This is a genomic window from Brenneria alni, from assembly GCF_003666245.1.
In the GTDB taxonomy this organism is placed as follows: Bacteria; Pseudomonadota; Gammaproteobacteria; order Enterobacterales; family Enterobacteriaceae; genus Brenneria; species Brenneria alni.
The window spans coordinates 1-25737 of sequence record NZ_MJLZ01000042.1 but is presented as its reverse complement, the minus strand read 5'-3'; the positions used below and the strand labels follow the sequence as shown (position 1 = coordinate 25737).

At 49.5% G+C, this 25737-nt stretch carries 20 protein-coding genes, 1 tRNA gene and 1 riboswitch; of the genes, 8 read left to right on the top strand and 13 right to left on the bottom strand.

The window, feature by feature from the left end:
* Positions 1-453 precede the first annotated feature (453 nt).
* A complete protein-coding gene (locus BIY29_RS16180; RefSeq protein ID WP_121576098.1) occupies positions 454-2100 on the top strand; it encodes a Na/Pi cotransporter family protein in 1647 nt (548 codons plus the stop codon).
* Positions 2101-2148: 48 nt separating this feature from the next.
* On the opposite strand, the gene lysC is transcribed toward BIY29_RS16180, so the two are convergent.
* Positions 2149-3513: a lysine-sensitive aspartokinase 3 gene (gene lysC / locus BIY29_RS16175; protein ID WP_121576097.1), complete on the bottom strand. Its 1365-nt coding sequence runs from the start codon at positions 3511-3513 to the stop codon at positions 2149-2151.
* A 121-nt stretch (positions 3514-3634) separates the two neighbouring features.
* Positions 3635-3827: riboswitch (Lysine riboswitch) on the bottom strand.
* 170 nt (positions 3828-3997) lie between these two features.
* On the opposite strand from lysC, the gene pgi reads away from it, so the two are divergent.
* The gene (gene pgi, locus BIY29_RS16170) at positions 3998-5647 is read left to right on the top strand and encodes a glucose-6-phosphate isomerase (protein ID WP_121576096.1); all 1650 of its coding nucleotides are present in this window, start codon (positions 3998-4000) and stop codon (positions 5645-5647) included.
* 63 nt (positions 5648-5710) lie between these two features.
* Here pgi and BIY29_RS16165 read toward each other — a convergent pair whose 3' ends face one another.
* On the bottom strand, positions 5711-7141 hold the full coding sequence (locus tag BIY29_RS16165; RefSeq protein ID WP_121576095.1) for a capsule assembly Wzi family protein: 1431 nt from the start codon (positions 7139-7141) through the stop codon (positions 5711-5713).
* A gap of 452 nt (positions 7142-7593) precedes the next feature.
* Here BIY29_RS16165 and BIY29_RS16160 point away from each other — a divergent pair, with 452 nt between their 5' ends.
* Positions 7594-7938, top strand: coding sequence for a DUF4156 domain-containing protein (locus BIY29_RS16160; protein WP_121576094.1), 345 nt, complete (start codon positions 7594-7596; stop codon positions 7936-7938).
* A gap of 55 nt (positions 7939-7993) precedes the next feature.
* Here BIY29_RS16160 and epmB read toward each other — a convergent pair whose 3' ends face one another.
* On the bottom strand, positions 7994-9052 hold the full coding sequence (gene epmB / locus BIY29_RS16155; protein ID WP_121576093.1) for an EF-P beta-lysylation protein EpmB: 1059 nt from the start codon (positions 9050-9052) through the stop codon (positions 7994-7996).
* A gap of 39 nt (positions 9053-9091) precedes the next feature.
* On the opposite strand from epmB, the gene efp reads away from it, so the two are divergent.
* Positions 9092-9658, top strand: coding sequence for an elongation factor P (gene efp / locus BIY29_RS16150; RefSeq protein WP_121576092.1), 567 nt, complete (start codon positions 9092-9094; stop codon positions 9656-9658).
* Between the two features lie 193 nt (positions 9659-9851).
* Positions 9852-9983: an entericidin A/B family lipoprotein gene (locus BIY29_RS16145; protein WP_121576091.1), complete on the top strand. Its 132-nt coding sequence runs from the start codon at positions 9852-9854 to the stop codon at positions 9981-9983.
* Positions 9984-10185: 202 nt separating this feature from the next.
* Here BIY29_RS16145 and frdD read toward each other — a convergent pair whose 3' ends face one another.
* Genes frdD through frdA form a run of 4 tightly spaced genes read right to left on the bottom strand, consistent with a single transcriptional unit; the run spans position 10186 to position 13489 of the window.
* Entirely contained in the window at positions 10186-10542 is a 357-nt protein-coding gene (gene frdD, locus BIY29_RS16140) for a fumarate reductase subunit FrdD (protein WP_121576090.1), read from the bottom strand.
* A 14-nt stretch (positions 10543-10556) separates the two neighbouring features.
* Positions 10557-10952 (bottom strand): fumarate reductase subunit FrdC, encoded by a 396-nt coding sequence (frdC, locus tag BIY29_RS16135; protein WP_121576089.1) that lies wholly within the window; start codon positions 10950-10952, stop codon positions 10557-10559.
* Positions 10953-10965: 13 nt separating this feature from the next.
* Entirely contained in the window at positions 10966-11700 is a 735-nt protein-coding gene (locus tag BIY29_RS16130) for a succinate dehydrogenase/fumarate reductase iron-sulfur subunit (RefSeq protein WP_121576088.1), read from the bottom strand.
* A complete protein-coding gene (frdA, locus tag BIY29_RS16125; RefSeq protein WP_121576087.1) occupies positions 11693-13489 on the bottom strand; it encodes a fumarate reductase (quinol) flavoprotein subunit in 1797 nt (598 codons plus the stop codon). The genes BIY29_RS16130 and frdA overlap by 8 nt, the downstream gene beginning before the upstream one ends.
* 541 nt (positions 13490-14030) lie before the next feature.
* Here frdA and epmA point away from each other — a divergent pair.
* Positions 14031-15008: an elongation factor P--(R)-beta-lysine ligase gene (gene epmA, locus BIY29_RS16120; RefSeq protein WP_121576105.1), complete on the top strand. Its 978-nt coding sequence runs from the start codon at positions 14031-14033 to the stop codon at positions 15006-15008.
* Positions 15009-15039: 31 nt separating this feature from the next.
* Here epmA and mscM read toward each other — a convergent pair whose 3' ends face one another.
* The 3 genes from mscM to rsgA form a co-directional block, all read right to left on the bottom strand.
* Entirely contained in the window at positions 15040-18366 is a 3327-nt protein-coding gene (mscM, locus tag BIY29_RS16115) for a miniconductance mechanosensitive channel MscM (RefSeq protein WP_121576086.1), read from the bottom strand.
* A gap of 2 nt (positions 18367-18368) precedes the next feature.
* Entirely contained in the window at positions 18369-19250 is an 882-nt protein-coding gene (gene asd / locus BIY29_RS16110; protein ID WP_121576085.1) for an archaetidylserine decarboxylase, read from the bottom strand.
* A gap of 78 nt (positions 19251-19328) precedes the next feature.
* Positions 19329-20378 carry a small ribosomal subunit biogenesis GTPase RsgA gene (rsgA, locus tag BIY29_RS16105; protein WP_121576084.1) on the bottom strand — a complete coding sequence of 350 codons (1050 nt, stop codon included), beginning with the start codon at positions 20376-20378 and terminating at the stop codon, positions 19329-19331.
* A gap of 171 nt (positions 20379-20549) precedes the next feature.
* On the opposite strand from rsgA, the gene orn reads away from it, so the two are divergent.
* Complete coding sequence (gene orn, locus BIY29_RS16100; RefSeq protein WP_121576083.1) at positions 20550-21092, top strand: oligoribonuclease; 543 nt, start codon at positions 20550-20552, stop codon at positions 21090-21092.
* Between the two features lie 211 nt (positions 21093-21303).
* Positions 21304-21379, top strand: a tRNA-Gly gene (locus BIY29_RS16095).
* A 283-nt stretch (positions 21380-21662) separates the two neighbouring features.
* On the opposite strand, the gene BIY29_RS16090 is transcribed toward BIY29_RS16095, so the two are convergent.
* The 3 genes from BIY29_RS16090 to BIY29_RS16080 are packed head-to-tail and all read right to left on the bottom strand — an operon-like array spanning position 21663 to position 25626.
* Positions 21663-22826: an MFS transporter gene (locus BIY29_RS16090; RefSeq protein ID WP_121576082.1), complete on the bottom strand. Its 1164-nt coding sequence runs from the start codon at positions 22824-22826 to the stop codon at positions 21663-21665.
* Complete coding sequence (locus tag BIY29_RS16085) at positions 22823-24550, bottom strand: aldehyde dehydrogenase family protein (protein ID WP_170158959.1); 1728 nt, start codon at positions 24548-24550, stop codon at positions 22823-22825. Before BIY29_RS16085 ends, BIY29_RS16090 begins: the two co-directional genes overlap by 4 nt.
* Positions 24490-25626, bottom strand: coding sequence for a hypothetical protein (locus BIY29_RS16080; RefSeq protein ID WP_170158958.1), 1137 nt, complete (start codon positions 25624-25626; stop codon positions 24490-24492). The genes BIY29_RS16085 and BIY29_RS16080 overlap by 61 nt, the downstream gene beginning before the upstream one ends.
* Positions 25627-25737 lie beyond the last annotated feature (111 nt).

The window sequence follows — 25737 nt, the reverse complement described above, 5'->3', positions numbered from 1 at the left end:
AGTTCCTTATTAGGGAGAGCGTACTGAGGGGTCATAGCGGCGTAAGCCGCCGGAGTGCCCCTCGGTACGGTAGGCCCGTGTATCTCAGGCTTACAAGCGACTTTGTCAGCAACCTCACAGGCCAGGTTATCTCCGGCCTGTTGGTTTAGGCCCGTCATCTTTCACGTTGCAACTGTGGCGGCTTCCCTGAATTATCCTGCCCTTCCGTGGTAATCACCCCTTCGGAACCGCTGCAAGCCGCGTTCAAATCTGCTTCCGGCCAGTCAATGAGTTCTGGGATTAATGAGAACCTCCTGTCTCTCACCGCAGGCTTTCCGACGAATTTGTCGCTCAGTTGCCGTCTTTCAGCATCATCTGTAATAGAACGTGCTTTTCTGTGAAAGCATGGAACCTTTGTTAATATAATAACTACTGAATAGTCAATTTCACGTTCATTTCAGGGGAATTAACTTCGTGTTGACACTGCTGCATTTACTTTCTGCGATTGCGTTGCTGGTGTGGGGAACTCATATTGTTCGCACCGGCATCATGAGGGTCTATGGCGCCAGTTTACGGCGGGTTCTTAGCGAAAGCATTGAAAAGAAACCATGGGCTTTTATGGCAGGGATTGGTGTCACGGCGTTGGTTCAGAGCAGTAATGCCACGGCATTGCTGACGACATCCTTTGTTTCGCAGAGGCTGGTGGCGCTGGCCCCGGCGCTGGTGATTATTCTTGGCGCAGATGTAGGCACCGCGTTGATGGTGCGGATACTGACGTTTGATTTCTCCTGGTTGTCCCCTTTATTGATTTTTCTGGGGGTGATCTTTTTCCTCAGCCGTAAACAGACGCGTATCGGTCAGATTGGCCGGGTTGCTATCGGACTTGGACTGATCCTGTTGGCGCTGGAAATGATAGTGGCGGCAGCAACCCCCATCACTCAAACCGCCGGTGTTAAAGTCCTGTTCTCCTCGCTGACTGGCGATATCATGCTTGATGCATTGATCGGCGCTTTGTTTGCGGTTGTAAGTTATTCCAGCCTGGCGGCGGTACTGTTGACCGCAACTCTGACGGCAAGCGGAGTTATTTCGCTGGAAGTGGCGATGTGCCTGGTCATTGGCGCTAATCTGGGAAGTGGGCTGCTGACGATAATCAGCACCAGCGCACAGAATGCCGCTGGCCGGCGAGTAGCTCTGGGGAGCATGTTATTTAAACTGATGGGTTGTCTGGTCGTTTTGCCAATGGTAGAGGTGCTTTCCCGCTGGCTGGCCCGGCTGCCGTTAAGCCCGGAAGAGCTGGTCATTTATTTTCACCTTTTTTACAACCTGATTCGTTGCCTGTTGCTGATTCCGTTTGCCGGTGTTGTTGCGCGTTTGTCCTGCGCGATGATTGCAGACACGCCAGAGGTGGACATGCAGATGAAGCCACGGCATCTGGATACCAGCGCCCTGGATACGCCAGCATTGGCGTTGGTTAATGCCGCACGGGAAACCTTGCGGATTGGGGATGTGGTGGAACAGATGCTGCGATTGTACCGTGAGGTAATGCAAGGCGATTATATGCAGCGGCGGGAGATCCGACGGCTCGATGATGATGTTGATGTGCTCTACACTGCGATTAAACTTTATCTGGCGCAAATACAGAAAGACAGTCTCGACGAGCGCGACTCACAGCGCTGGGCGGAAGTGATCGAGGTTGCACTGAACCTGGAACAAGCGGGGGATATTATTGAACGCATGGCAGATGATGTGGCCAATACCTCGTCGACCGTACACCGTGCGTTTTCTGCTCAGGGACTGACGGAGTTAAATCATTTACACGATCAACTGCTGTCAAATTTACGTCTTGGCCTGTCGGTATTTCTTTCAGAAGATATCACCAGTGCTAAACGTTTACGCCGTGCCAAACACCGTTTTCGTATTCTGAACCGACGTTACGCACATGCTCACGTTGAACGGTTACATCAGCAGAATGTGCAGAGCCTGGAGACCAGCTCCTTGCATTTGGGGTTGTTGGGCGATATGAAAAGACTGAATTCACTGTTTTGTTCGGCGGCCTACAATGTATTGGCCATACAGCAGGATGGCGAAGAAGAACGGGAAGAGTCATCGTTGACGCTGTGAGCGTGGGAGGGCGTTCTCTCCCACACGTTATTCAGCAAATACGACGCATTATTCAAACAGGCTGTGATGCAACGTTTGCACCACTTGCTCGGCGTCATTGCCGGGTACCAGAAAACACAGGTTATTGCTGCTGGCGCCGTAGCAAATCAATCGGATATTAAACGGTTCCAGCACGCCAAAAACTTCTTTGCCAACGCCGCAGGCCTGAGAGAGTTTGTTTCCGATTAGCGCCACCAAAGATAGATTTTCTTCTACTTCCACCCGACACAGTGAAGACAGCTCGGTCAGCAAAGCACTGGACAGCAGGCTGTCGCCGATTGAGGTGGAACCCGTGGTATCCAACGTCAGCGCTACATTCACTTCCGAGGTGGTGATCAAATCAACAGAGATGTTATGGCGGGCGAGAATGCTGAATACCTCGGCCAGAAAGCCGCGTGCATGTAGCATATTGAGGCTGTGCAACGTGAGCAGGGTTTGCCTGCGGCGCAGCGCCAGTGCGCGGAATAACGGCGGGTTTTCCGTTTTATTGCAAACCAGCGTACCCCCTGCGGCGGGATCTTTGCTGGAGCCCACGAATACCGGAATGTCACTGCGCACGGCGGGCAATAATGTGGCCGGATGCAGCACTTTCGCGCCGAATGTCGCCATCTCAGCGGCTTCTTCAAACATAATCTGGTCGATGCGTTTGGCCGCCGCTACCACGCGTGGATCGGTGGTATAGATACCGGGCACGTCGGTCCAGATATCAATGCGGCTGGCGTGCAACGCCTCACCCAACAACGCGGCGGTGTAATCGCTGCCGCCACGTCCTAAGGTTGTGGTGCGCCCTTTGGCTTCTCTGCCGATAAAACCCTGTGTAATGATTAATCCTTTCTCAAGCCGGGGTTGTAACTGGCTGCGAGTCAATTCGCCTAATGCATGGCAATCGGGTTCTGCACGACCAAAGTGATCATCGGTACGCATAATTTTACGAACATCAAACCATTCAGCAGTGACGTCTCGTTGGCGCAGAATCTCAACAAACAGCAGCGTGGACATCAACTCGCCATGACTGACCAACTCATCCGTCAATGCGCTTGAGGTTGCCAGCGCAGCGGCTTCAGACAAGGTGGTGACGTTCTCAAACATACGGTCGATTTCGTCGCGGATCACCGTCGGTTTTGCCAGACGGTCGATGATGGCATATTGGATTTGACGAATCTTGGCCAGAAGCTGAGTGCGCTGTTCCTGATTTTGTCCCTCTGCCAGAGCGACCAGTAGATTTGTGATGCCGGCAGAGGCCGACAATACCACGACCCGGACATCAGGATTGGATAAGACAACATCGGCGCTGTGATTCATAGCGTCGAAATCAGCCACGCTGGTGCCGCCAAATTTGGCGATAACGATAGAATGCGTTTCAGTTACGGACATTTCAAAAACCTCGTGCAGGGGGGGCTATTGTTCTCATGTTAACAACAGCGATCCATTAATCAGCCTTGGCACAAGGGAAGAGCGGTAAGCAGGGAGCTGGCGTAGAAAGCAAAACTACGGCACACCCAGAAGCGCTCCACCTTGCTGAACGCCTTTCAGGGCGAACCGGGTGACAACCCAGGGGATTCAGCCCCTGCGGTCGATGCAGTGAACTCCGTATTTCACCGCATCTCGGCACCGCTCCCCCTCGGGTATCATCAACGGACTACGGCTCCTCTGATACCTTACCTGGGCGATGCTCCTCTTCTGGCTTGCGCACTAAGCGCGCAAGTAGGTTGCTAGAAATAGCGGGTTATCCTGCGACTGTCAATAAACAAACATGGCCGGATGTGCATTTATCAAGAAAAGGCATCTCAATCGGTAATTTCGGGATACAATCGATTCAGCAGTTTTTGATTTCACTCCAGGAGAGAAGAGTATTGTTATGAAAAATATCAATCCAAGCCAAACCGCCGCGTGGCAGGCCTTACAGCGACATTTTGATGTGATGAAAGATGTGCGGATCAGCGACCTGTTTGCCCAGGATAATACGCGTTTTGAGCGTTTTTCCGCCACCTTTGACGATCAAATGCTGGTGGATTATTCCAAAAACCGCATTACGGATGAAACGTTAGAAAAACTGCAGGCGCTGGCCCGGGAAACCGATTTGGCCGGAGCGATTAACTCCATGTTTGCAGGAGAAAAAATTAACCGAACTGAAGGGCGGGCGGTACTACATGTCGCCCTGCGTAACCGCAGCAACACACCTATTCTGGTCGACGGCAAAGACGTGATGCCAGAGGTGAATGCCGTGCTGGAGAAAATGAAAAACTTCAGCGAACGAGTCATCGGCGGTGAATGGAAAGGGTATACCGGAAAGACGATTACCGATGTGGTGAATATTGGTATCGGCGGCTCCGATCTTGGGCCGTATATGGTGACCGAAGCGCTGAAACCGTATAAAAATCATCTGAATATGCATTTTGTCTCCAACGTTGACGGTACGCATATTGCTGAAACGTTAAAGCCGCTTAATCCTGAAACCACGCTGTTCCTGGTGGCGTCCAAAACTTTTACCACTCAGGAAACGATGACCAATGCGCATAGTGCGCGCGATTGGTTCCTGAGAGCCGCACAAGACGAAAAACATGTGGCAAAACACTTTGCCGCGTTGTCTACCAATGCTAAAGCCGTCGGTGATTTTGGCATTGATACCCACAATATGTTTGAATTCTGGGACTGGGTTGGCGGGCGTTATTCCCTGTGGTCGGCCATTGGTTTGTCGATCATTCTTTCTTTGGGATTTGAGAATTTTGAGCAGTTGCTTAACGGCGCTCATGCCATGGATAAACACTTTGCTTCCACTCCGGCAGAACAAAACCTGCCGGTGTTGCTGGCATTGATTGGTATTTGGTACAACAATTTTTTCGGGGCGGAAACGGAAGCCATTTTGCCGTATGATCAATATATGCATCGTTTTGCTGCCTATTTCCAACAGGGGAATATGGAGTCCAACGGTAAATACGTCGATCGCAACGGTAATGCGGTTGATTATCAAACCGGGCCGATTATCTGGGGAGAACCGGGAACCAACGGCCAGCACGCGTTTTATCAACTGATTCATCAGGGAACCAAACTGGTTCCCTGCGACTTCATTGCGCCTGCGTTGAGCCACAATCCGTTAAGCGACCATCATAGTAAGCTACTGTCCAACTTCTTTGCACAGACGGAAGCACTGGCGTTCGGTAAGAGCCGCGACGTGGTGGAAGAAGAGTTTGCCGCAGCGGGTAAAACGGCGAAAGAGGTTGAGCATGTTGCGCCGTTCAAAGTTTTTGAAGGTAATCGTCCGACCAACTCTATTTTGCTACGTGAGATTACACCTTACAGTTTGGGGGGGCTGATCGCGCTGTATGAGCACAAGATCTTTACCCAGGGAGCGATTCTGAATATCTTCACCTTTGACCAGTGGGGCGTTGAATTGGGTAAACAACTGGCTAATCGCATTTTGCCTGAACTGGAGGATGCAAACGATGTTACCAGCCATGACAGCTCGACTAACGGTTTGATCAACCGCTTCAAGCAATGGCGTGCCTAAGCCGGCAATCATGAAAAAGGCGGGAAATTCCCGCCTTTTGCCTATTGGTCTGTCAAGTGGCAGTTAAAGATTAATCGGTATTTCCACGCCCAGCCCGGCGCCAAAGTCGTCGCTGGTGCTGTTGTCGCTATCGGTGTACCACACACTGGTATCAAATTTTACTTTTGACTCGAAGTCATAACCCCAGCCTAATTCGATTCCCTTCAGCGTATCAGAGCGCGGGAAAGCTTTATTAATGCTTTGATCGCGTGGGTTGACCTTGGCGTAGGTTACGCGGGTGCTCCAGCGTTGCCCGTCATCCAGCGCCAACTCCACTTTCCCGGATAGCATACGCCCATCTCCACCCATGGCATGACCTAATGGATAACCCTGCTGATAATAGCCATCTTTATAGATGTGATGGGTGTAAATCGTGCCCGTTGCGGAATCATTAGAGCGAGTGTTTGCACCTTCAATATACCAATTGATGGTGGATGTACCCCATTCCGGATGACCTTCCAGGCCGAGAAGGTAAGTATTCTTAGACGGCAGCATACCGGATTCATCTTCACCGACCAACTGACCGTACAGGCTGACAGGCAGACCCGTTAATGGCTGTAATTTCAGTTTAAAATCAAAGCCAGCTAACTGATTGCCGGGTTCGTTTTCCGTCCCGGTGTTATCTTTCCCTGCCACGCCATCCCAGAATGATCCCCATGACTGAGGACGTCCTTCGCCTCCCCACATCATAACGCGTGACGCGCCCAGTTCAATGAAGTTGGTCGGCATTAACGTCAGACGCCCACCGATGAGCTTGGTTTCAGGTACAGCGTAATATTGTTCGAGCTGACCGGCGGAAATCTGATATTGCCAGCGGCCAATCCACGAAAGCCACGGGGTTTCAAAAGGGGACTGATCGGCACGCTGTAACATAAAACCGGTTACCGGGCGGGTTGCATCAGAACGGATCAAACTGCCGTCATAGCCTGGCCCCCACCATTGGGAGACTTTGCCGAATGAGAGCCATTGGTTGAAGATTTTAACGGCGCCGTAGGAGCCATCCATATTCCAGCGGGATTGATCGTCAATACGCTGGTTACCTTCAACCGTTCCTTTAAGGTTTACATCCCAGAACTCATCGCTGGCGCCAGCACCAACAGAAAGCGCATGATCGCTGGCATGGGTGTTGCCGAAGCCTTGCGGTAGTCCAGGTTTATCGGTAGACGTATAGCCAGTGATACGAATATTGGCTTTCAGATTGCTGATACGCTGTTCAACCCGGCTAATTACATTTTTTTCAGTGTTGGTGACAGGTTTTGCCTGTGAAAGGACAGATTCTATTTCTTCCTGACTCAACGGCCAGGTAGAGAGACTGACATTAATCACACCACGATCAGAAAGCCATGCAAGATCGTTCCGAAGCGTGTTATCTGGGGCAATTAAGCCAGCAGCCTGACTGGCCGACACGCACAAAAATATGCCGCTGGTGGCCAGTAAGATTTTTTTGGTGAGCATACTGTTGGTTTCCTTCATGACACTACGTTGTCTTATATTTTTTCGTTTTATCCAATATTAAACGAAAATGAGCGCTCCTGTTGCTTAACATGATAATTTTACAGTTGTTAAATATGAGCAACGGGCAGATACAGCCAAAAATGACCAATGATCAGAGTAGTACATAGAATACAATGATTGAAATGATTGATGTGAACATAAATTGCATTATAGTTTTTTTCAGATAAAACCTAAGGTGTTATTCCTAAACAGATATATGACATGTTTTAACTGCCAGATTATTTTTTCTTTAATATCAGTTTGTTGTAAGGTGAGTCATTTTTACTGGTTTTTAAGGTATAGAATGCCAGATGCGGTAATGACATTAGCCGCTGCGGAAACAGTCAGATCTTTTGGCATCACAGGTTGATTAATCCCGGCGTATTTTATTTTTCAATATCATGGAGGGGAAAATGCGGATCCGCATATTACTCGGTATTTCTGCTGTTGTGTTGCTGGCAGGGTGCAATACATCCAATCAACTCAGTACAGCAGGGCAGTCTGTCACGTTTACTGATACGCAGCCGGGCAACCAATGCCAGTTACTCGGTGAGGTCAGTGGCACTCAGTCTAACTGGTTATCCGGCAATCAAAGTGATGGTAGTTCAATGCGTGGCGCAGCTAATGATTTGCGCAACAAAGCAGCAGCTATGGGCGGCAATACTATCTATGGCGCGACCAGCCCGAGTGAAACATTCTGGTCGAGCTTTGCTCCGCTGGATAGCAAGATGGTTGGCAACGTTTACAAGTGCCCGTAAGTTAATCTTGAATTAAGATGACAGCCCGGCGAAGGATCATTTTCACCGGGTTTGTTTACTCACTGCGCAATCTCGTGTTTTCTTCCTGATTTTGTTTCAGCCCTAGATCCAACGGTGTTTTACTTGCTTCCCCGCCAATTTCCCGCGCAAGACGGGGGACCAGATAGCCAGAAACCTTTTTCAGCAGTGTTCTGACCAGCACACGTGCTTCCTCATCGCTAATCAGAAAATGGGCGGCTCCCTGAACTTTATCCAGAACATGGAGATAGTAAGGAAGAATGCCGGCATCAAACAGAGCGTTGCTCAGTTCTGCCAGTGTATTGGCATTGTCGTTAACGCCACGTAACAAGACGCTTTGATTCAGTACCGTGACGCTGGCACGGCGCAAACGAGCCATACTTTGTATTAAATCAGGATCGATCTCCTGCGCGTGGTTGATGTGTGTGACCAGTACAACCTGAAGCGATGTCTGTGACAATCGCTGGCACAACGCGTCGGTAATCCGCGCCGGAATGACCACCGGTAAACGGCTATGGATGCGCAGGCGTTTCAGATGGGGGATTTTTTCCAGCTCAGTGATCAACCAGTCAAGCTCATTGTCCTTTGCCATCAAGGGATCGCCACCGGAAAAAATAATTTCATCCAGTTCGTTATGTTGGTCTATATAGTCCAACGCCTGACGCCAGTTTGTTTTGTTTCCCTGATTTTCCTGATAGGGAAAATGTCGGCGGAAGCAGTAGCGACAGTTAATCGCACACCCACCTTTCACCAGCAATAGCGCTCGGTTATGGTACTTGTGAAGCAATCCCGGTACGACACTATGCTGTTCATCAAGCGGGTCGTGGGTAAAGCCTGGTGCGGCAATAAACTCTTCGCGGGCGGTTAAAACTTGCAGCAACAGTGGGTCTCTCGCATTTCCCTTTTGCATACGCGCCACAAACGCACGTGGTACACGCAGAGGGAAAAGTTTGCGGGCGCCATATCCTTGCCGAAGCTCTGCATGGTGATTTAATGCCAGAAGTTGCAGTAATTCGTCAGGATCGGTAATTACGTCCGCAAGTTGCTGCAACCAATCTTCTCTGGAAGGTATATTTAGGGTTACAATGTGTGCCATTTTTTGGCTTAGTACCAGTATCAAATGTAGAGGGCCTTTATGGCGACTTATTTTAGCAACGATTTCCGTTCCGGTCTTAAAATCATGTTTGAAGGTGAGCCTTACGCTGTCGAATCAAGTGAGTTCGTCAAACCGGGTAAGGGCCAGGCTTTCGCACGCGTGAAAATGCGTCGTTTACTAACCGGTAAGCTGATTGAAAAAACATTTAAATCCACTGACTCCGCCGAAGGCGCAGATGTGATGGATATGAACCTGACTTATCTGTACAACGATGGCGAGTTCTGGCATTTCATGAATAATGAAACGTTCGAACAGTTGGCTGCTGATGAGAAAGCCGTTGGCGATAACGCCAAATGGCTGCTCGATCAAGCTGAATGCATTGTAACACTATGGAATGGTCAACCAATTTTAGTGACGCCGCCAAACTTTGTGGAGCTGGAAATCGTTGATACCGATCCAGGTTTGAAAGGTGATACTGCGGGGACAGGTGGTAAGCCTGCGACACTGAGCACGGGCGCGGTAGTAAAAGTGCCGTTGTTTGTGCAGATTGGCGAGGTGATCAAAGTCGATACCCGCTCTGGCGAGTATGTCTCCCGCGTTAAATAATTAATTCTTTTTAAAAAGCCGCCGTCACTGGGCTGCCCCTTTACTTGTTAGTTTGGGAGCGGTTCAGCATCATGGCGGTTTTTTTCGCCTGAACAGGCCTGATCTCTTCATTAAGCATGAAAAATGTCACGAACCAGTCAATATTGACTACGCTTAAAGAGGCGTTTTTCTTATTACTAAGAAGGAATCACTTATGTTGAAGAAAAGTCTTGCCGCTATTTTCTCTGTGTTGATTTTATCTGCTGTAGTTGGGTGTAACACCACCCGCGGTGTTGGACAGGACGTTGAGGCAGGTGGGGAAGCGATACAGCGTAGCGCGCAGTAAGCAGTGAAGGTTTTTCATATGAGGGAAGTGCTGCAATGGCGCTTCCCTCGGGATGACGATGATAACGGTTATTTTAAAAGAGCTGTTCCGAACAGATTATATTTGGTTGGGGCTGCGCCTATTGGGGCAGTAAATGTCGTACCCTGTGACCCACCATAAAAAACGGCCTGCGCAGGGCAGACCGTTAACGGTGGACACCAACTTACAGCGCGACAACACCAATTATGGTAACTACGCTCAGGATGGCGGCCAGACCGTAGAAAACCCATTTCCCGGCAGGAACATGGATTTTCAGATCGTGCATGGCGTGGTGCATACGATGCAAACCACACCATATCGGCAGAATAATCATCAACAGCAGGAATATGCGGCCAATAAAACTCTGACTGAAAGCCATGATACGTTCATAGGTCAACGCATCCGGGAATAGACCCAAAGGCAACAGAATACCGACCAGCAGAATGATGACCGGAGCGAAAAATGCACTCCACATACCACCAGCGCCGAATAGCCCCCAGAAAGGCGGTTCATCGGAACGTTTTGGCATTTGATTAATCACGTTATTCCTCCCGATCAGAATAGTAAGGCGATAGCCAGAACGGCCAGCGTTACTACAATGGTGACTGCCCAAAGCCCTTTAATAATCGGCTCTGGCCCCATTTTCTCGTCTTTCACCACAATGATGGAGGCTTTAGGCGCCAGCTCAAACCAGGTTTTGGTATGCAGCGCCGCAGCCAGCAAGGCGATGATATTGATGAACAGCACCAGTGGATTCTGTAAGAATCCGACGAAGTTTTCCCAGCCTTCAGGCCCATTCTTCAACGAGAATACACCGTACATCAGTACGATGCTGAACCAGACGGCGGGTACTGCCGTACCTTCACGTAACATATAGAAGCGGTAGAACCCCAGCTTTTGCCACCAGGTTGGCGACATGCCACGGACATACGCTTTACGTTTGGATGTCATTATTGCCCCTCCCTTATTGTGGTCTCAGCATAGCGATCATGAAGTCTTTGGCACTTTCCACCTTGCCTTGCTGAATCGCGGCGGCAGGATCGACATGCTTCGGACAAACCTCTGAGCAGTAACCCACAAAGGTACAACTCCACACCCCGTTCTCACCATTAAGCTGCGCCATTCGTTCTTTTTTACCGTGATCGCGGTTGTCCAGATTGTAACGGTGCGCCAGTGTGATTGCGGCCGGGCCAATGAACTCAGGATTGAGACCAAACTGTGGGCAAGCGGCATAGCAAAGACCGCAGTTGATACAGCCAGAGAACTGATGGTATTTCGCCATCTGGGCCGGAGTCTGTTTATTCGCGCCATCCGCCGGTTTACGATCGTTACCGATGATGTAAGGTTTGATGGCTTCCAGGCTCTCAATGAAGTGAGTCATGTCGACAACCAGATCACGCTCAATGGGAAAATTGCCCAGCGCTTCAACCCTCAGACCGTTCTGATAATCACGCAGGAACGTCTTACAGGCCAGTTTCGGGACATTATTCACCATCATTCCGCATGAACCGCAAATCGCCATACGGCATGACCAGCGGTAGGAGAGGTCAGCCGCCAGATTATCTTTGATATAACCCAGCGCATCGAGTAAGGAAGTCTCCTTATTGTATGGGACGTCAAACGTCTCAAAATGCGGTGCGCTGTCTTGTTCAGGGTTATAGCGCATGACTTCCATTTTCAGGGTTTGCATCTCAGCCATTCGCCTGCTCCTTCTTGCTTTTATCCTGAGCATCCCCTTCGGCGCCATATACCCGCTTGGCCGGAGGCAGCTTGGTGATTTTCACATCGCTGTAATCCAGACGCGGCGCACCTTCAGGGTTATAGAAAGCCAGCGTATGCTTCAGGAAGTTAACGTCATCACGTTCGGTGCAGCCTTCATCCAAACGTTGGTGAGCACCGCGGGATTCTTTACGATTGATGGCGGAGTGGGCCATGCATTCCGCTACATCCAGACTGTGACCAAGCTCAATGGTATAGAGCAGATCAGTGTTGAATACACTGGAGCGGTCGGTGATTTTCACCCGTTTGAAACGCTCTTTCAGTTCGGCCAATTTATCAACGGTTTTTTGCATCAGGTCCGTTGTGCGATAAATACCGCAGCCTTCTTCCATCGACATACCCATTTCGTCGCGGATTTTCGACCAGCTTTCGGTGCCTTCCTGTTTCATCAGAGCATGCAGACGTTGCTCAATGTCGTGCGTCTGCGCATCCAATGCGCTGCCATTGGCCGGTGAGGCTTCCTGAGCGCGCTGAACGGCGTGTTCACCGGCAACGCGTCCAAATACCACCAGTTCAGCCAGAGAGTTGGAACCCAGACGGTTGGCGCCATGTAAACCAACAGACGAGCACTCACCGACGGCAAACAGACCTTTAATGCGGGTTTCGCAATTTTGGTCGGTTTCGATACCACCCATAGTGTAATGCGCGGTAGGACGAATAGGGATCGGCTCTTTAACCGGGTCGACGCCTACATAGGCTTTCGCCAGTTCACAGATGAACGGCAGACGTTCTTTGAGTTTTTTCTCTCCGAGGTGGCGCAGGTCAAGGTAAACCACATCTCCCAGTGGGGTAGAGATAGTCCGCCCGGCACGCCATTCATGCCAGAAAGCCTGAGACACTTTGTCACGCGGCCCCAGTTCCATGTATTTGTTTTTCGGTTCGCCCAGCGGCGTTTCCGGCCCCATGCCGTAATCTTGCAGATAACGGTAGCCGTCTTTGTTGACCATAATGCCGCCTTCGCCACGGCAGCCTTCAGTCATCAAAATACCGGAACCGGGCAGGCCGGTTGGGTGATATTGCACGAATTCCATATCACGTAATGGCACGCCATGACGGAACGCCATACCCATACCATCCCCGGTAACGATGCCGCCGTTAGTGTTATAACGGTAGACGCGGCCTGCGCCACCTGTGGCGATAACCACTGCGTTCGCCCGGATCTGAACCAGTGAGCCTTCCATCATATTGATGGCGACGACACCGCGGGTCTGGCCGTCGTCGATCAGAACATCCAGTACAAAATGCTCGTCAAAACGCTGGATTTGTGGGTATTTGAGGGAGGTTTGGAACAAGGTGTGCAGCATGTGGAAGCCGGTTTTGTCAGCGGCAAACCAGGTACGTTCTATTTTCATGCCGCCGAAACGGCGAACGTTAACAGAACCATCAGGTTTACGGCTCCAGGGGCATCCCCATTGTTCCATCTGGATCATTTCTTCCGGACAATGCTTAACGAAGTGTTCAACAACATCTTGTTCGCACAGCCAGTCGCCACCGGAAACGGTGTCGTTGAAATGATAATCAAAGCTATCGTGATCCTGAGTGACCGCGGCTGATCCGCCCTCTGCCGCCACGGTATGGCTACGCATTGGGTAGACTTTTGAGATCAGCGCAATTTTCAGTTGGGGATTGGCTTCAGCGGCAGCAATTGCCGCTCGTAAGCCTGCGCCCCCGGCCCCGATAATGGCCAAGTCGGCATTAAAGGTTTGCACTGCATTCCTCCAGTTAATTAAGTTAATTAAGTTAAAATAAAAAAATAACCTCTATTCATTTCTGTCTTTATATATCTGCTTAATTATTAGTGCATTAAGTTGTATAAAAAAATGATTTTAGGACGTATTAAGAATAGATAAACCTCTATTTTTTGTGTGGAAATGATTATACCGAATTAAAAGCAGATGAAATTTGATGTGATCCAGCATTTTGCAGTTTTTACAGAGTGTACTGAAATAACTTATAAAAACGTGATCGAACGGTTTATTTCTATAGAAATAATGCTTTTATTTCTTTAATAACGCTTTGGTAGACGATATAAGAAAATGTTTCACTGGAAATAAATGTATGGCGGGCTATCCCTGCCCGCCACCCTGCGGGCCGCCGCAAGCGTCGTTTAAAATCGCTCCCGGCGATTTATTATGGCGGGCTATCCCTGCCCGCCGCTGGCAGCGTTAAAAATTTATGGCGGAAATTTTTTTGTTTGCTAACCCCGATGCGGGTAGACTGCTCCACCTGTTTGACTTTGGAGTAGTAACCATGAGCGAAACGACAAGTTGGCAACCCAGCGCCCCTGTCGCTAATTTGTTGAAGCGTGCGTCGATAGTTACGGCTATCCGGCGTTTCTTCACCGATCGTGGGGTACTGGAGGTTGAAACGCCAGCGATGAGCCGGGCTACGGTAACTGATGTATACCTCTGTCCGTTTCAGACTCGCTTTGTCGGGCCAGGTGCTGCAGATGGGATGACGCTGTATTTGATGACCAGCCCGGAATACCACATGAAACGTCTGCTGGCAGCCGGCAGCGGCCCCATTTTTCAGTTATGCCGCAGTTTCCGTAATGAAGAGTCCGGGAGGCACCATAACCCGGAGTTCACCATGCTGGAATGGTATCGTCCACATTATGATATGTACCGCTTGATGAATGAAGTCGACGATTTATTACAGCAGGTACTGGAGTGTGAAAGTGCGGAAATGCTCTCGTATCAGCAGGCTTTCTTACGTCATCTGGACATTGATCCCCTCTCTGTTGATAAAGCTCAACTGCGCGAAGCGGCGGAGACGTTAGGGCTGGGCGATATTGCCTGCCGTGAAGAAGATCGCGATGCATTAGTGCAAATGCTGTTTACTTTTGGCGTGGAGCCGAATATCGGGCGCGAAAAGCCGGCGTTTGTTTATCATTTCCCGGCGACTCAGGCATCACTGGCTGAAATCAGCACGGAAGATCACCGGGTGGCCGAGCGCTTTGAGGTTTATTTTAAAGGCATTGAGCTGGCGAATGGTTTCCGTGAATTAACCGACAGTGATGAGCAGCGTCAGCGTTTCGAACAGGATAACCGTAAACGAGCGGCCCGCGGCTTGCCTCAGCAACCTATTGATGAGAATTTACTGGCGGCGTTGAAACAGGGTATGCCGGACTGTGCAGGGGTGGCGTTGGGCGTCGATCGTCTGATTATGCTGGCATTGAATGCTGAAAGACTGAGCGATGTGATTGCTTTCTCTGTCGAGCGTTCCTGACAGTGGCCGGGGGGCCCGGCCAATCCTTCTTTTATAAGCTGCCAGACGTCCGGTTACTGGCCGACGACAGCGTTTTTCCTTTGCGCGATAAACTTTCCATCCGCGCCTGAAACGGCGGGAATGGCATCACCAGATTGTGCTTGCGGTAGTTTTCCAGAATCAACTGATGAAGCTCATGCCGTAATGGCATACGGTGCCCCATTTCGGCGGCGAAAATACGCAGTTCGAAAATCTGAATGCCCTGTTGCAAGTCAACCAGGAATGCTTCCGGCGCCGGGTTATCCAATATCAATGAGCAGCGGCTAACCGCATCCATAAGCAGGTCGGTGACTTCTTTGCTGTCGGCGTCTGCCGGTGCCGGTATCGTCAGGACAACGCGTGTTACCGAATCAGACAATGACCAGTTAATAAATTGTTCGGTAATAAAGGCTTTGTTCGGCACGATGATTTCTTTGCGATCCCAGTCCGATATGGTGGTCGCACGGGTATTAATGCGCATAACGCTGCCGGTGAGTTCGCGGATCGTGACGGTATCGCCGATACGAATCGGTTTTTCAAACAGAATAATCAGCCCGGAAATAAAGTTGGCGAAAATCTCCTGCAAACCGAATCCCAACCCGACACCCAGCGCGGCGACCAGCCATTGCAGTTTGGACCACTCAATGCCCATGAGTGAGAACCCCATCAGGCAACCAATGAGCATCAGAATATATTTACTGATGGTGGTGATGGCGTAACCGCTGCCGGGTGAGAGATCCAAGTGCTGTAGCAGCGCCAGCTCAAGCAACGCGGGCAGATTGCGCACCAACTGCGCGGTAATCACAAAAATAAGTATGGCAATCAGGATGGCGCCCAGTGTAATAGACTGTACGCTTTCGACGCCTTTTACCGTACTGGTTACATCCCACAGGCTGATGTTTTCCATAAAAGCAAACGCGGAATGAATTTCAGACCACAGAATAATCACTGAAACCAGCGCGATTAACGTCAGGATAGAACGAACCAACTGTAATGATTTGGCGCTAATGGCGTCCAGATCGACGACCGGTTCTTCAATGGCTTCCGAGCTTGCCTCGTGCGTGGCGCCGGATGGCGAGTCATCTTCTCCACGGGCGCGCTGTGCCAGAATCTCCGAGCGACGATGTTTGGCGCGGTCAAAGGCGATACGCCGCCGCTGAATAAGCATCCAGCGGCGGATAATGTGATAAACCACCAGCAAGAGGAACCAGATGGACACCGACTTTTCTAAGCGAACCAGCAGGGCCTGTGCCGTGGCCAGGTAGCCAATACAGGATGCCAGCGCGGCGATCAGCGGCGCGCAGATCAGCAGGTTCCACATCGCCCGGTTGACTGAATTTTCCCCTGAACCGCCCTTATCCAGATAAAGCGGAATGCCTGCCCGTTTCAGGCCTGTCGTAACCAGACTCAGCGCCATGCAAAGTAGAATAAAGCACAGACGTCCCAGCGTATTGGAGAATTGGCGATCGTTAAGCTTATCAAAGGTGATCAACGCCATGATTAAGGGCACGATAAACGCAATCGACAGACGGTAATAGCGCATGGCCCTGGCAACCCGTTCGGGCGACCAGCGGAAGTGGACAATAAACAACCCCTGAGGATGGGAGAACGATGCGCTGATCATCACCACCCACATTAAGGGTACGGTGGCCGTTACGCTGTCGCCGATAGCAACGGCTACCGGATAAGGCCAGGCATTTTGTAATCCGTAACCCAGCGCGGCCCAGAGCACCGGTAATGGCAGCGCGGTCAGAATTGACCAGAATACGGTACGCAGAGTTAACGTGAAGTGGTCAAGCGTCACTTTACCCACCCGGCTGCTGGCGCGTTCCAGAAACGCATGGTAATGACGGCGGGAACTGATACTGAATCCCACCAGCAGCAGCGCGCCCAGCAATGGAATCACGGTTTCACGGCTGGTGACCATCATCACCATGGCGCTGCTGAGTTGGGTTAGGGTATCCAGCGACAGCAGCCGGGTGAGATCCTGCACCAGCTTTAACGGGTAGGAAAAGGTAATGGGATCAACATCGGCAACCCAGAAAAGATAGCGGTGTGCTGCCTCACGGGTTTCGTTCAGCGCCTCTTCCAGTTGATTGTTGGCGACCTTGAGTTTGGTCAACTCCAGGATTTGGCTGTCGCAGCCAGAGATAAGCGACGTCAGCAGATCGCGCTGGGTACGCAGTTGGTCGGCCAGGATACGTTGCTGGGTACTGGTCAGTGGCGTGCCGTCATCCTGTTTTTCCTGTTCAGCCTGATGCGGGTTATTGATCAGATCTTCAAAGTGCAGGCGCTGTACGCGCAACTGCGCCATATCGCTGTCCAGCAGTTGCGGTTTTGGCATCTCAGGCAGTCGGGCGACCTGCGCCCGCAGGGTTTCACCCAATACGGGAGAAACACCCAGCCACTGAGCCTGCTCGCGGATGGTACTCAACGCCTGACGAACCTGTAGGGTATGCGTTGCGGCCTGACGTTGTTGAGAGGCGATCAGATCCATACGCTGCGCCTGTTGATTCAGGGCAACGGACAACTCGCGGTTGATGGTCAACTGCGAACTGATGATCGCGGGTAAATCCCCACTTTGCTCGGCCAGTAACTCTGTTTTTTCAAGCGCCTGCTCCGCTTCCCGTTGGCGCAGGCTATTGATGCTGCTGCGTAACGCCTGAAGTTGGGTATCGAGATGGTCGTGACGTTTTTTATAAAGTTCGGCGCGTAAGCGGGATAACTCCTGCCGGTTGCTGGCAGATAGCTGTGCCAGTTCCAGTTCATCAACCCGGCTTTTACGCAGCGCGGATTCAGCCTGCTGCGCAGATAACTGTGCCTGTCCCAGCGGGGTAGCCGGCGAACCCAGAGCCTGGATTCGCCGCTCGGTTTCACTGAGTGAACGGCTGGCTTCGGTTTGCTGTTGGGGGAGTTGCCCCAGAGAATCGCTGATCTCCCGCAATCGATCCTGTTCCTGCTGAAGCTGACGAGTCTGCTCTAATAGCTGGCTGCTGGTTTGCAGGAGCTGTTGCTCAAGTTCGTTAACAGATAGATTATTCGGGATTGCCGACGGTTTATCGTCCTCTGCCGTTATCAGGCGGCGCAGTTCCTGTATAAGTTTTGGAAAATCATCAATGACGCGCTGATACTGCGCCGCACGCTCGCGTGATTCTTTACGCTCCTGCATGGCATTCAGGGCAGACTGAAGCTCTGCGACAATCTCAGCCTGATCGGCGGCGCCTTTGTTCGCTTCTGCCTGCTGCAATTGCTGGCGCAACTGCGCCTCGCTGGGCGCCGGAGCGGCCAATGAGGCGGTTGATAATAAACATCCCAGCAGAAAAGTGACAATCAGACGCACGTTCAGCCCACCTGTCCATCGTTCAACGCTTCTGCGAAAGGTTCCCCCATACGGGTGACGCTGAGGCAATCGAGGTTGGCGGAAAACTGAACACGATTGGGTGAGAACAGGTTGATCACGGTGGAGCCTAGCTTAAAACGCCCCATTTCCTGGCCTTTCGCCAGTTCAATCGCCCCTTCCTCGCCTGCTTGCGGGTATGTCCAGCGCTTAATGATGCCTTCCCGCGGCGGCGTAATGGTTCCCGCCCACACGGTTTCGATACTGCCGACAATGGTGGCGCCGACCAGAATCTGCGCCACCGGGCCAAATTCGGTATCAAACAGACAAATAAGGCGCTCGTTACGGGCAAACAGGTTGGGCACGTGTTCCGCCGTCAGCAGATTCACCGAGAACAAATCCCCTGGGACATAAATCATTTCCCGCAGCACGCCGTCACACGGCATATGGACGCGGTGATAATCACGCGGTGATAAATAGGTGGTGGCGAACAGACCGTCACGGAACTGTTCGGCCATCACATAGTTGCCTGCAAGCAGGGCTTCCAGCGAGTAGTGGTGATTTTTAGCCTGAATTAGGCTGCCGTCGGTAATTGCGCCTAACTGAGACAGCACGCCGTCAGCCGGCTGTACCAACCGGTGCGCATGAGGATCGACGGGGCGAACTTCAGGCCGCATAGGACGGACAAAAAACGCGTTGAATGTGCGGTAAGCGGCGGTATCAGGTTGCTGCGCCTCCTGCATATTGACCTTGTAATAACGGACAAACAGATCGATCACCAACGTGGTGAGTTTACCCGCCTGTTTATCAGCTCCCCAGCCAGCTAAACGGGTCAGCCAGATTTTGGGAAGCCAATACTGTAGTTTGATTTTAATACTATCCAGCACAGTAAGCCTCTTGGGTTAGTGATGCGCCATGAAATATGGGATAAAGGCGGCGCATTGTAGCGATGGATACGATAAATGTCAGTTATCCGTATCTGAAAAGGTTTTACGTGTTTTTACCTGCGCCATGCTTTCCAGAATGCGGTGATAGTTATCAAAACGCTCGGCGGCGATTTCACCCCGTTCAAGCGCAGCATTAATCGCGCAGCCGGGGTCGTTTTCATGACGGCAATCCCGGAATTTACAATTGCCAATATATTCACGAAACTCAATAAAGCCACGGGTAATCTGGTCTGGCTCCAGATGCCAGAGACCAAATTCACGCACACCGGGCGAGTCAATCACATCCCCACCGTGTGGGAAGTGATAAAGCCTCGCCGCCGTGGTGGTGTGCTGCCCAAGCCCTGAATTATCTGAGACCTCATTAACCAGAATACGTTCTTCACCCAGGGCAAGCAGGGCATTGAGTAAACTGGATTTGCCCACCCCTGACTGCCCGGCGAAGATACTGATGCGCCCGGTTAACGCCTGCTTCAGTTCCTCTATCCCCTGGTTTGTCTGGCTGGATACCATGATCACGGGGTACTTGAGCGCCCGGTAAATATCCATCAGGCCATCAACAAACTGACGGGCTTCTTCATCCAGCAGATCGATCTTATTGAGAACGATTAGCGGTTCGACTTCCAGTGTTTCACAGGCGACCAGATAACGATCGATAATATTGAGCGACAGTTCAGGAAGAATAGCGGAAACGATCACAATCTGATCGATATTGGCGGCGATCGGTTTCACGCCGTCATAGAAGTCAGGACGGGTCAACACCGAATGGCGCGGGTGAACGGCTTCAACAATCCCACTGATGCCAGCAAGCGCTTCGCTGCCCGCCCGCCAGACCACGCGGTCACCGGTGACCAGCGACTTTATGGTACGGCGGATATTGCAGCGGTGCAGCGCGCCATCGGCGGATTCCACATCAGCGTGCATACCGAACCGGCTAATAATAATGCCTTCCTGGGCCTCGCCCAGTTGGCTATCCTCCCACTCGATCTTGCTATCCGCATGTTTCAGGCGGCGCTGATGGTTGGCGCTCACCCGACGTTCTTGACCTTTCGACAGTTTCTTTTTGCTCACTGAGCCTCACTTAATACTACGATTATCGCCACGGTACTGATTATCGCCCACGGCGATTGAATCGACTATAATACACCCTATTTGATTAATGCTGGTCACTTAAGCCTTGATGTGTTGCCGTTGTCAACGACAGGCAACGGAACAGCACAAGGCCAAACAGGAATACCTACGATGGTAGATGAAAATAACCTAATCTGGATCGATCTTGAAATGACAGGATTGGATCCTGAACAGGATCGCATCATTGAAATTGCAACACTGGTGACAGACGCCAATCTTAATGTATTGGCGGAAGGGCCAGTTTTGGCGGTACATCAGCCGGATAGCCAATTAGCGCTGATGGACGATTGGAACGTACGCACGCATGGCGGCAGCGGTTTGATTGATCGCGTTAAAGCCAGCCCGGTTGATGAGCGTGCGGCTGAACAGGAAACGCTGGCTTTTCTGCAAAAATGGGTACCGGCGGGAAAGTCACCCATTTGTGGTAATAGTATTGGTCAGGATCGCCGTTTTCTGTTCCGGTATATGCCGGAGCTGGAAGCCTACTTCCATTATCGCTATCTGGATGTCAGTACCCTGAAAGAGCTGGCTCGCCGCTGGAAACCTGAGATTTTGGCCGGTTTTAAAAAACAGGGTACACATCAGGCGATGGATGATATCCGTGAGTCGCTAGCGGAACTGGCTTATTATCGCGAGCATTTCATCCAGCTTTAGAGCGGGTTAGGCATTACTGGACGATGACCAAAAGGGAAACCAACCCGGTGGTCATCAGTCTTTGTGGATGAACATTTTACCGCCTTGTTGTTGTTTTTATCGGCAGTCAGACGTTTTTTCATTTCCGGGGGCTTGCGGTCGAAAGTATTTCTCGTATAATGCGCACCCCGTACCGATGCAGAATTTTGTATCTGTGCGTCACTTTTCCCGGGCGGGAATAGCTCAGTTGGTAGAGCACGACCTTGCCAAGGTCGGGGTCGCGAGTTCGAGTCTCGTTTCCCGCTCCAATTTCTTTTCTATAGACAGCCACCAAAGTCTGTAGCTTCCTGATTCAACAGGGTAATCGCTCTGTTGCGCATCCAGCGAAATCCACTGAAAACCACCGTCAACCACGCCGAAGTAGTACACAAATTAGTACACGAAAATCGGGGGCGTTATAGGTGCGGATTGTTTGCTGAGTCGCTTGCCTGTGCGCGGTACACCTCTCTTCAACCCTGAAGGAGGCATACCCCATGGTGTTAACCGATGCCGTCGCTTGTTGGGCGTTTGCGCAGTTGTGTGAAGGTTTAACTATTCGCCCAGTGAACGTGATAAACATTCTTTTCTTAACATGTACTGTATGCTTACAAACAAAACACCGGTTAAAAGCAATACAGCGATTAACCCATCGTAACCGCAAAACGTAATGACAGCACCGGTGAGAAGCGGTCCGGAAATGCTGCCAGCAGACCAAAACAACCCCAGCAGTGAATTCATCACAATCAGTCGCTGACCGACAAATATCTGACCTGCCCGGACAAGGGAAAGCGTGTAAAGTCCTCCTGCCACGGCGCCAAGTACGATGCACACTGAAGCCAGAAGTACAGGATAAGAAAACGAAAAAGTAATTAATATCAGCATCACGCAGAAAAGAATGCCGCAACCGATATGGGTTTTTATGATGCCGCATTTGTCCGCCAACCACCCGATTGGTGTCTGGAATAAGGCATCACCCAGAAAGATGAGCGTTACCAATAATATCGCAGACTTTTCGTCTAAGCCCTGTGCCATTCCATAGAGCGGAAATAGTGAGAGTATGCTGGCATCAAAGAAGGCGAAACAGAGTACTCCAGAAGCAATCGCAGGTAGAAAGGGTATAAGACCCCGGTAAGAGGCAGAAGATCTTTCATCCGCTCGAATCATATTGGCGCAATTTTTCAGCATCAGTGCACAAGCGCCGGACACGCCACAAATCAGCCATAGGGCATATATTTGAATATTCTCCCCTGCGGCAATAAGCAACGGCCCCATCAACTGACACCCTGTGAAAACTGAGGTATATAGCCCAGTCAACGTAGCTTTATGCTTGTTTGAAGCGCTGCCGGTGATCCAGCTTTCTCCCAGAACAATAAGGATTCCCGATGCGAGCCCTGTCAGCAATCGGGGTAAAATTAGTGGAAAAGGGTGTGACAGTAGGCATGATGCAACGGTTGACGCGGCAAGGATAATCAGACTACCCGATAAAAGATACCTGGCGTGCAGGCGACGACTGAACAATGGCGTAACAAAAGAGGATAGCATCATTCCGGCAGCGGGGAGTGCTGCCAGAATACCGAGTGTCGCGGTGCTGTGCCCTTGTTCGGCAAGTTTCAGGCTGATCAACGGTAGTGTGTACCCTGTAACCAACCCCACAAGGGATGCTGCAATTATCATGTTCAGTGTCGTAAAACGGGATTCACGGGAATTTTCTGTCATTGCGCTTCCAATGCTGGTTTAACAAGGTAGTTGTAGATATCTCTTTGAGGAAGAGTACTTCCGCTAATTCTTTGACCGTTTATCCAGATGCATGAAGCTGAGGAACCTTGTCCACCATAGGGCATGAAACCACGCTCTTCAATATGCAGATCTGTGTTACGCAATATGCTTTCTGGGTGATGTAACGTATAACTGAGCCTGTTATCAATAAACCTGCTCGAACCAAATAACGAAATGTACATCGCATTACCGGAATATTGTGAGTGAGAAAAGTATGATTCAAGCTCATCATCATGGTCATATTTCTGTATAAAAAATACTGGTGCGAAAAACTCACGGTAATTGCCGCCCTCTCTTAATGGCTTTGAGAATACGGTGGGTTTAATCATCCCAGTAACAGGATTGGTTTCTCCTCCATAGATGCAGTATTGGCGATGGGTACGAAACTCAGAAGCAATTTTTATGCTGTGGTCTATGTCGCTGTTGGGACCCACAATCACATTGTTTTCTGTATAGTACCCAACTTGATGCTGGCAGGCCTTCAGTGCTGTAATCAGCATGTCGGTAAATTGCTTATGTACGTCATGATGAACAAGGATAGTGTTTGGCCCTGCGCAGTCCTGTCCCTGATTATAAAGTACTACTCTTAAAGCGCTGTCTAGAGCTTTGTGAAGATCTGCATCATCAGAGACTATCAATGGATTATGGCCAGCACCATTCAGAATGAACAATACGTCTCGCTTGAAATGTTTTCTGACCTTTAGGGCATTCTCCGGAGTTCCGGTAAAAATCACCGCGTCAGTAACATTTATCCGCTTACTAAGAAAAATGTCTTTATCTTCAAATGATATTTGTAAAGTATTTGAAAAACTGGGTAGGTTTAATGCGCTCATCAGATATTTGTAATGTTCATGCATAGCTGTTGGAGGACGAATACAGACATCATCAGCCATCAAAGACGGAATGAATCCAAAGCATACAGAGGCATAAAGAGGCTGATTAAGGGGAAGGAATGACGTTACTCCATTTATTCTTCTGGTGAAATACTCTTTGTTCTCAGAAATGTTTTCAAGGAAATCACAAGCACGAGAGATTTCGTCCAGCGTAACGTTCTGGCATTGGTAACCGGAAAGTGACTCCACGATGCTCTTTTTTCTCTCTCGAAGAGCAAATGCTAGAAGATCACAATGATCCTGAACTTCATTTATTCTTATTTCTTTTGTCAGAGTGAGTTTACGCATTCTTTTTTCTGCTTCAATAACGGTGTTAATCTTAAGTGACGGAGCGAAATGTTTTTCTAGATCAATGTCTTTCACTCTATATGGATTATTTAGCCGAGATGCTATCTCTTCATTTGAGTGCATTGATACCCAGGTTTTGAGTCGTGGTCCGCTGTCGGTACCAAAAAGACCACGGTACATTACTTGATAAAGTTCACGACGCGATTTTTCGGGATAGTTTTCTGTTAACTCTTCTAGGATAAAATCACAAAGTTTAGAACGAGATTGATTATGCAAAGAGTCAATTCGCTGAATTAACTTGTAGAAAATAGAAAATTCATCTTCGGTTAGCCCTGAAACTGGCCTATTATTCACTCTAAAAAATAATTCAATACAACGTTCAGCTTTTTCTTTATCGGTGAGCGATACAGGTACTTTTCTTTCTAGAAATATTCTTGCTGCTGTTTTGCTAAGAGGGTGAAAGGCAGTAAGAATACGAGCCATCTTGTGATGGCTAATTGTATTTTTGTTGTTATGATGAGCCATATCGTTAAGATGGGGAGACATGGCAAGATAAAAGCGACGAGAGCGTTTGGGGTTGTAGAAAGGAATTTGTTGATAGCCGTATGAGAAAGCAGTAGTCGAGCATCTTCCAGAGAGAATCCATTACCCTTTGATTTTGATATTTTCTTTCCTTTATCATCTAGAAAAAGCCCATATGGATATAAGATGGGAGGTTTGTAGTTAAGGATTTCAGCTATTTTGACAGCCACGGACGCTGAAGTACGTAAATCCTCTCCATGCATCTCAAAATCAATACTTCTTGCAAGTTGACGCATGGCCCAATCAGCTTTCCACTGGAGTTTACATTCCCCATTAAGTGCCGAAACCTTTATTTCTCGATCTAGAATTTCGTCTTTATACAATTCAGCCAGGGAAACACCGTATTCAAAACCTGGTTTATTAACTACTTCATCTGAAGGAATGAAATAAGTGATCTCACCTCGTTGATGATCAATTTTCGTAATGTTTATATGCTCAAGAACGTTGCCTGTTATCGTAGAAAACGGCATTATAATGCTATATGTTCTCTGCCTTATTTCCCCAGTGGATATACGGCATAATTTATTTATTTTATCGTATTTTTCTAAAAATAATTTAATTGTTTCGTTATAAAACCCACCACGATATGCATCTGAGTTTTTGATCAATTGACACTCTATATCGTAGTCTTTTACCAGTTCCATGAGTCGGTATTCAGCCATTTCCGCGAATGAGTTAACTTCATGAAATGGGTCAGGAACCATGCAAATAGGCTTGCCAAGAAAAGGTGAAAGTTTATCTGTTTCAGGAATATTCGAGGGGATTTTCCTAAAGGGATCGAGATCATCAGATATTAGAAAAAAATTAACTTTATGCCCTGACTTAATCAAATATTTATTTATAATGTTTGTTCTTAATACTTCACATAAGGTACCAATATGGGGTAGCCCGGTGGGACCAAAACCAGCCTGAATATTTATAACATTTTGGGGGTTTCTTTCGATAATTTTAGTAGATATATTGTTGCGCCACTTCATAATTTTCTCCATGTGGGTAATGCAATTACAAATCTGAATATATCCCTGAGTGAACTAGAGTGTGGCAGTTAGTAAAACTGCATGATATAATTAATGAATTGAGGAAATATA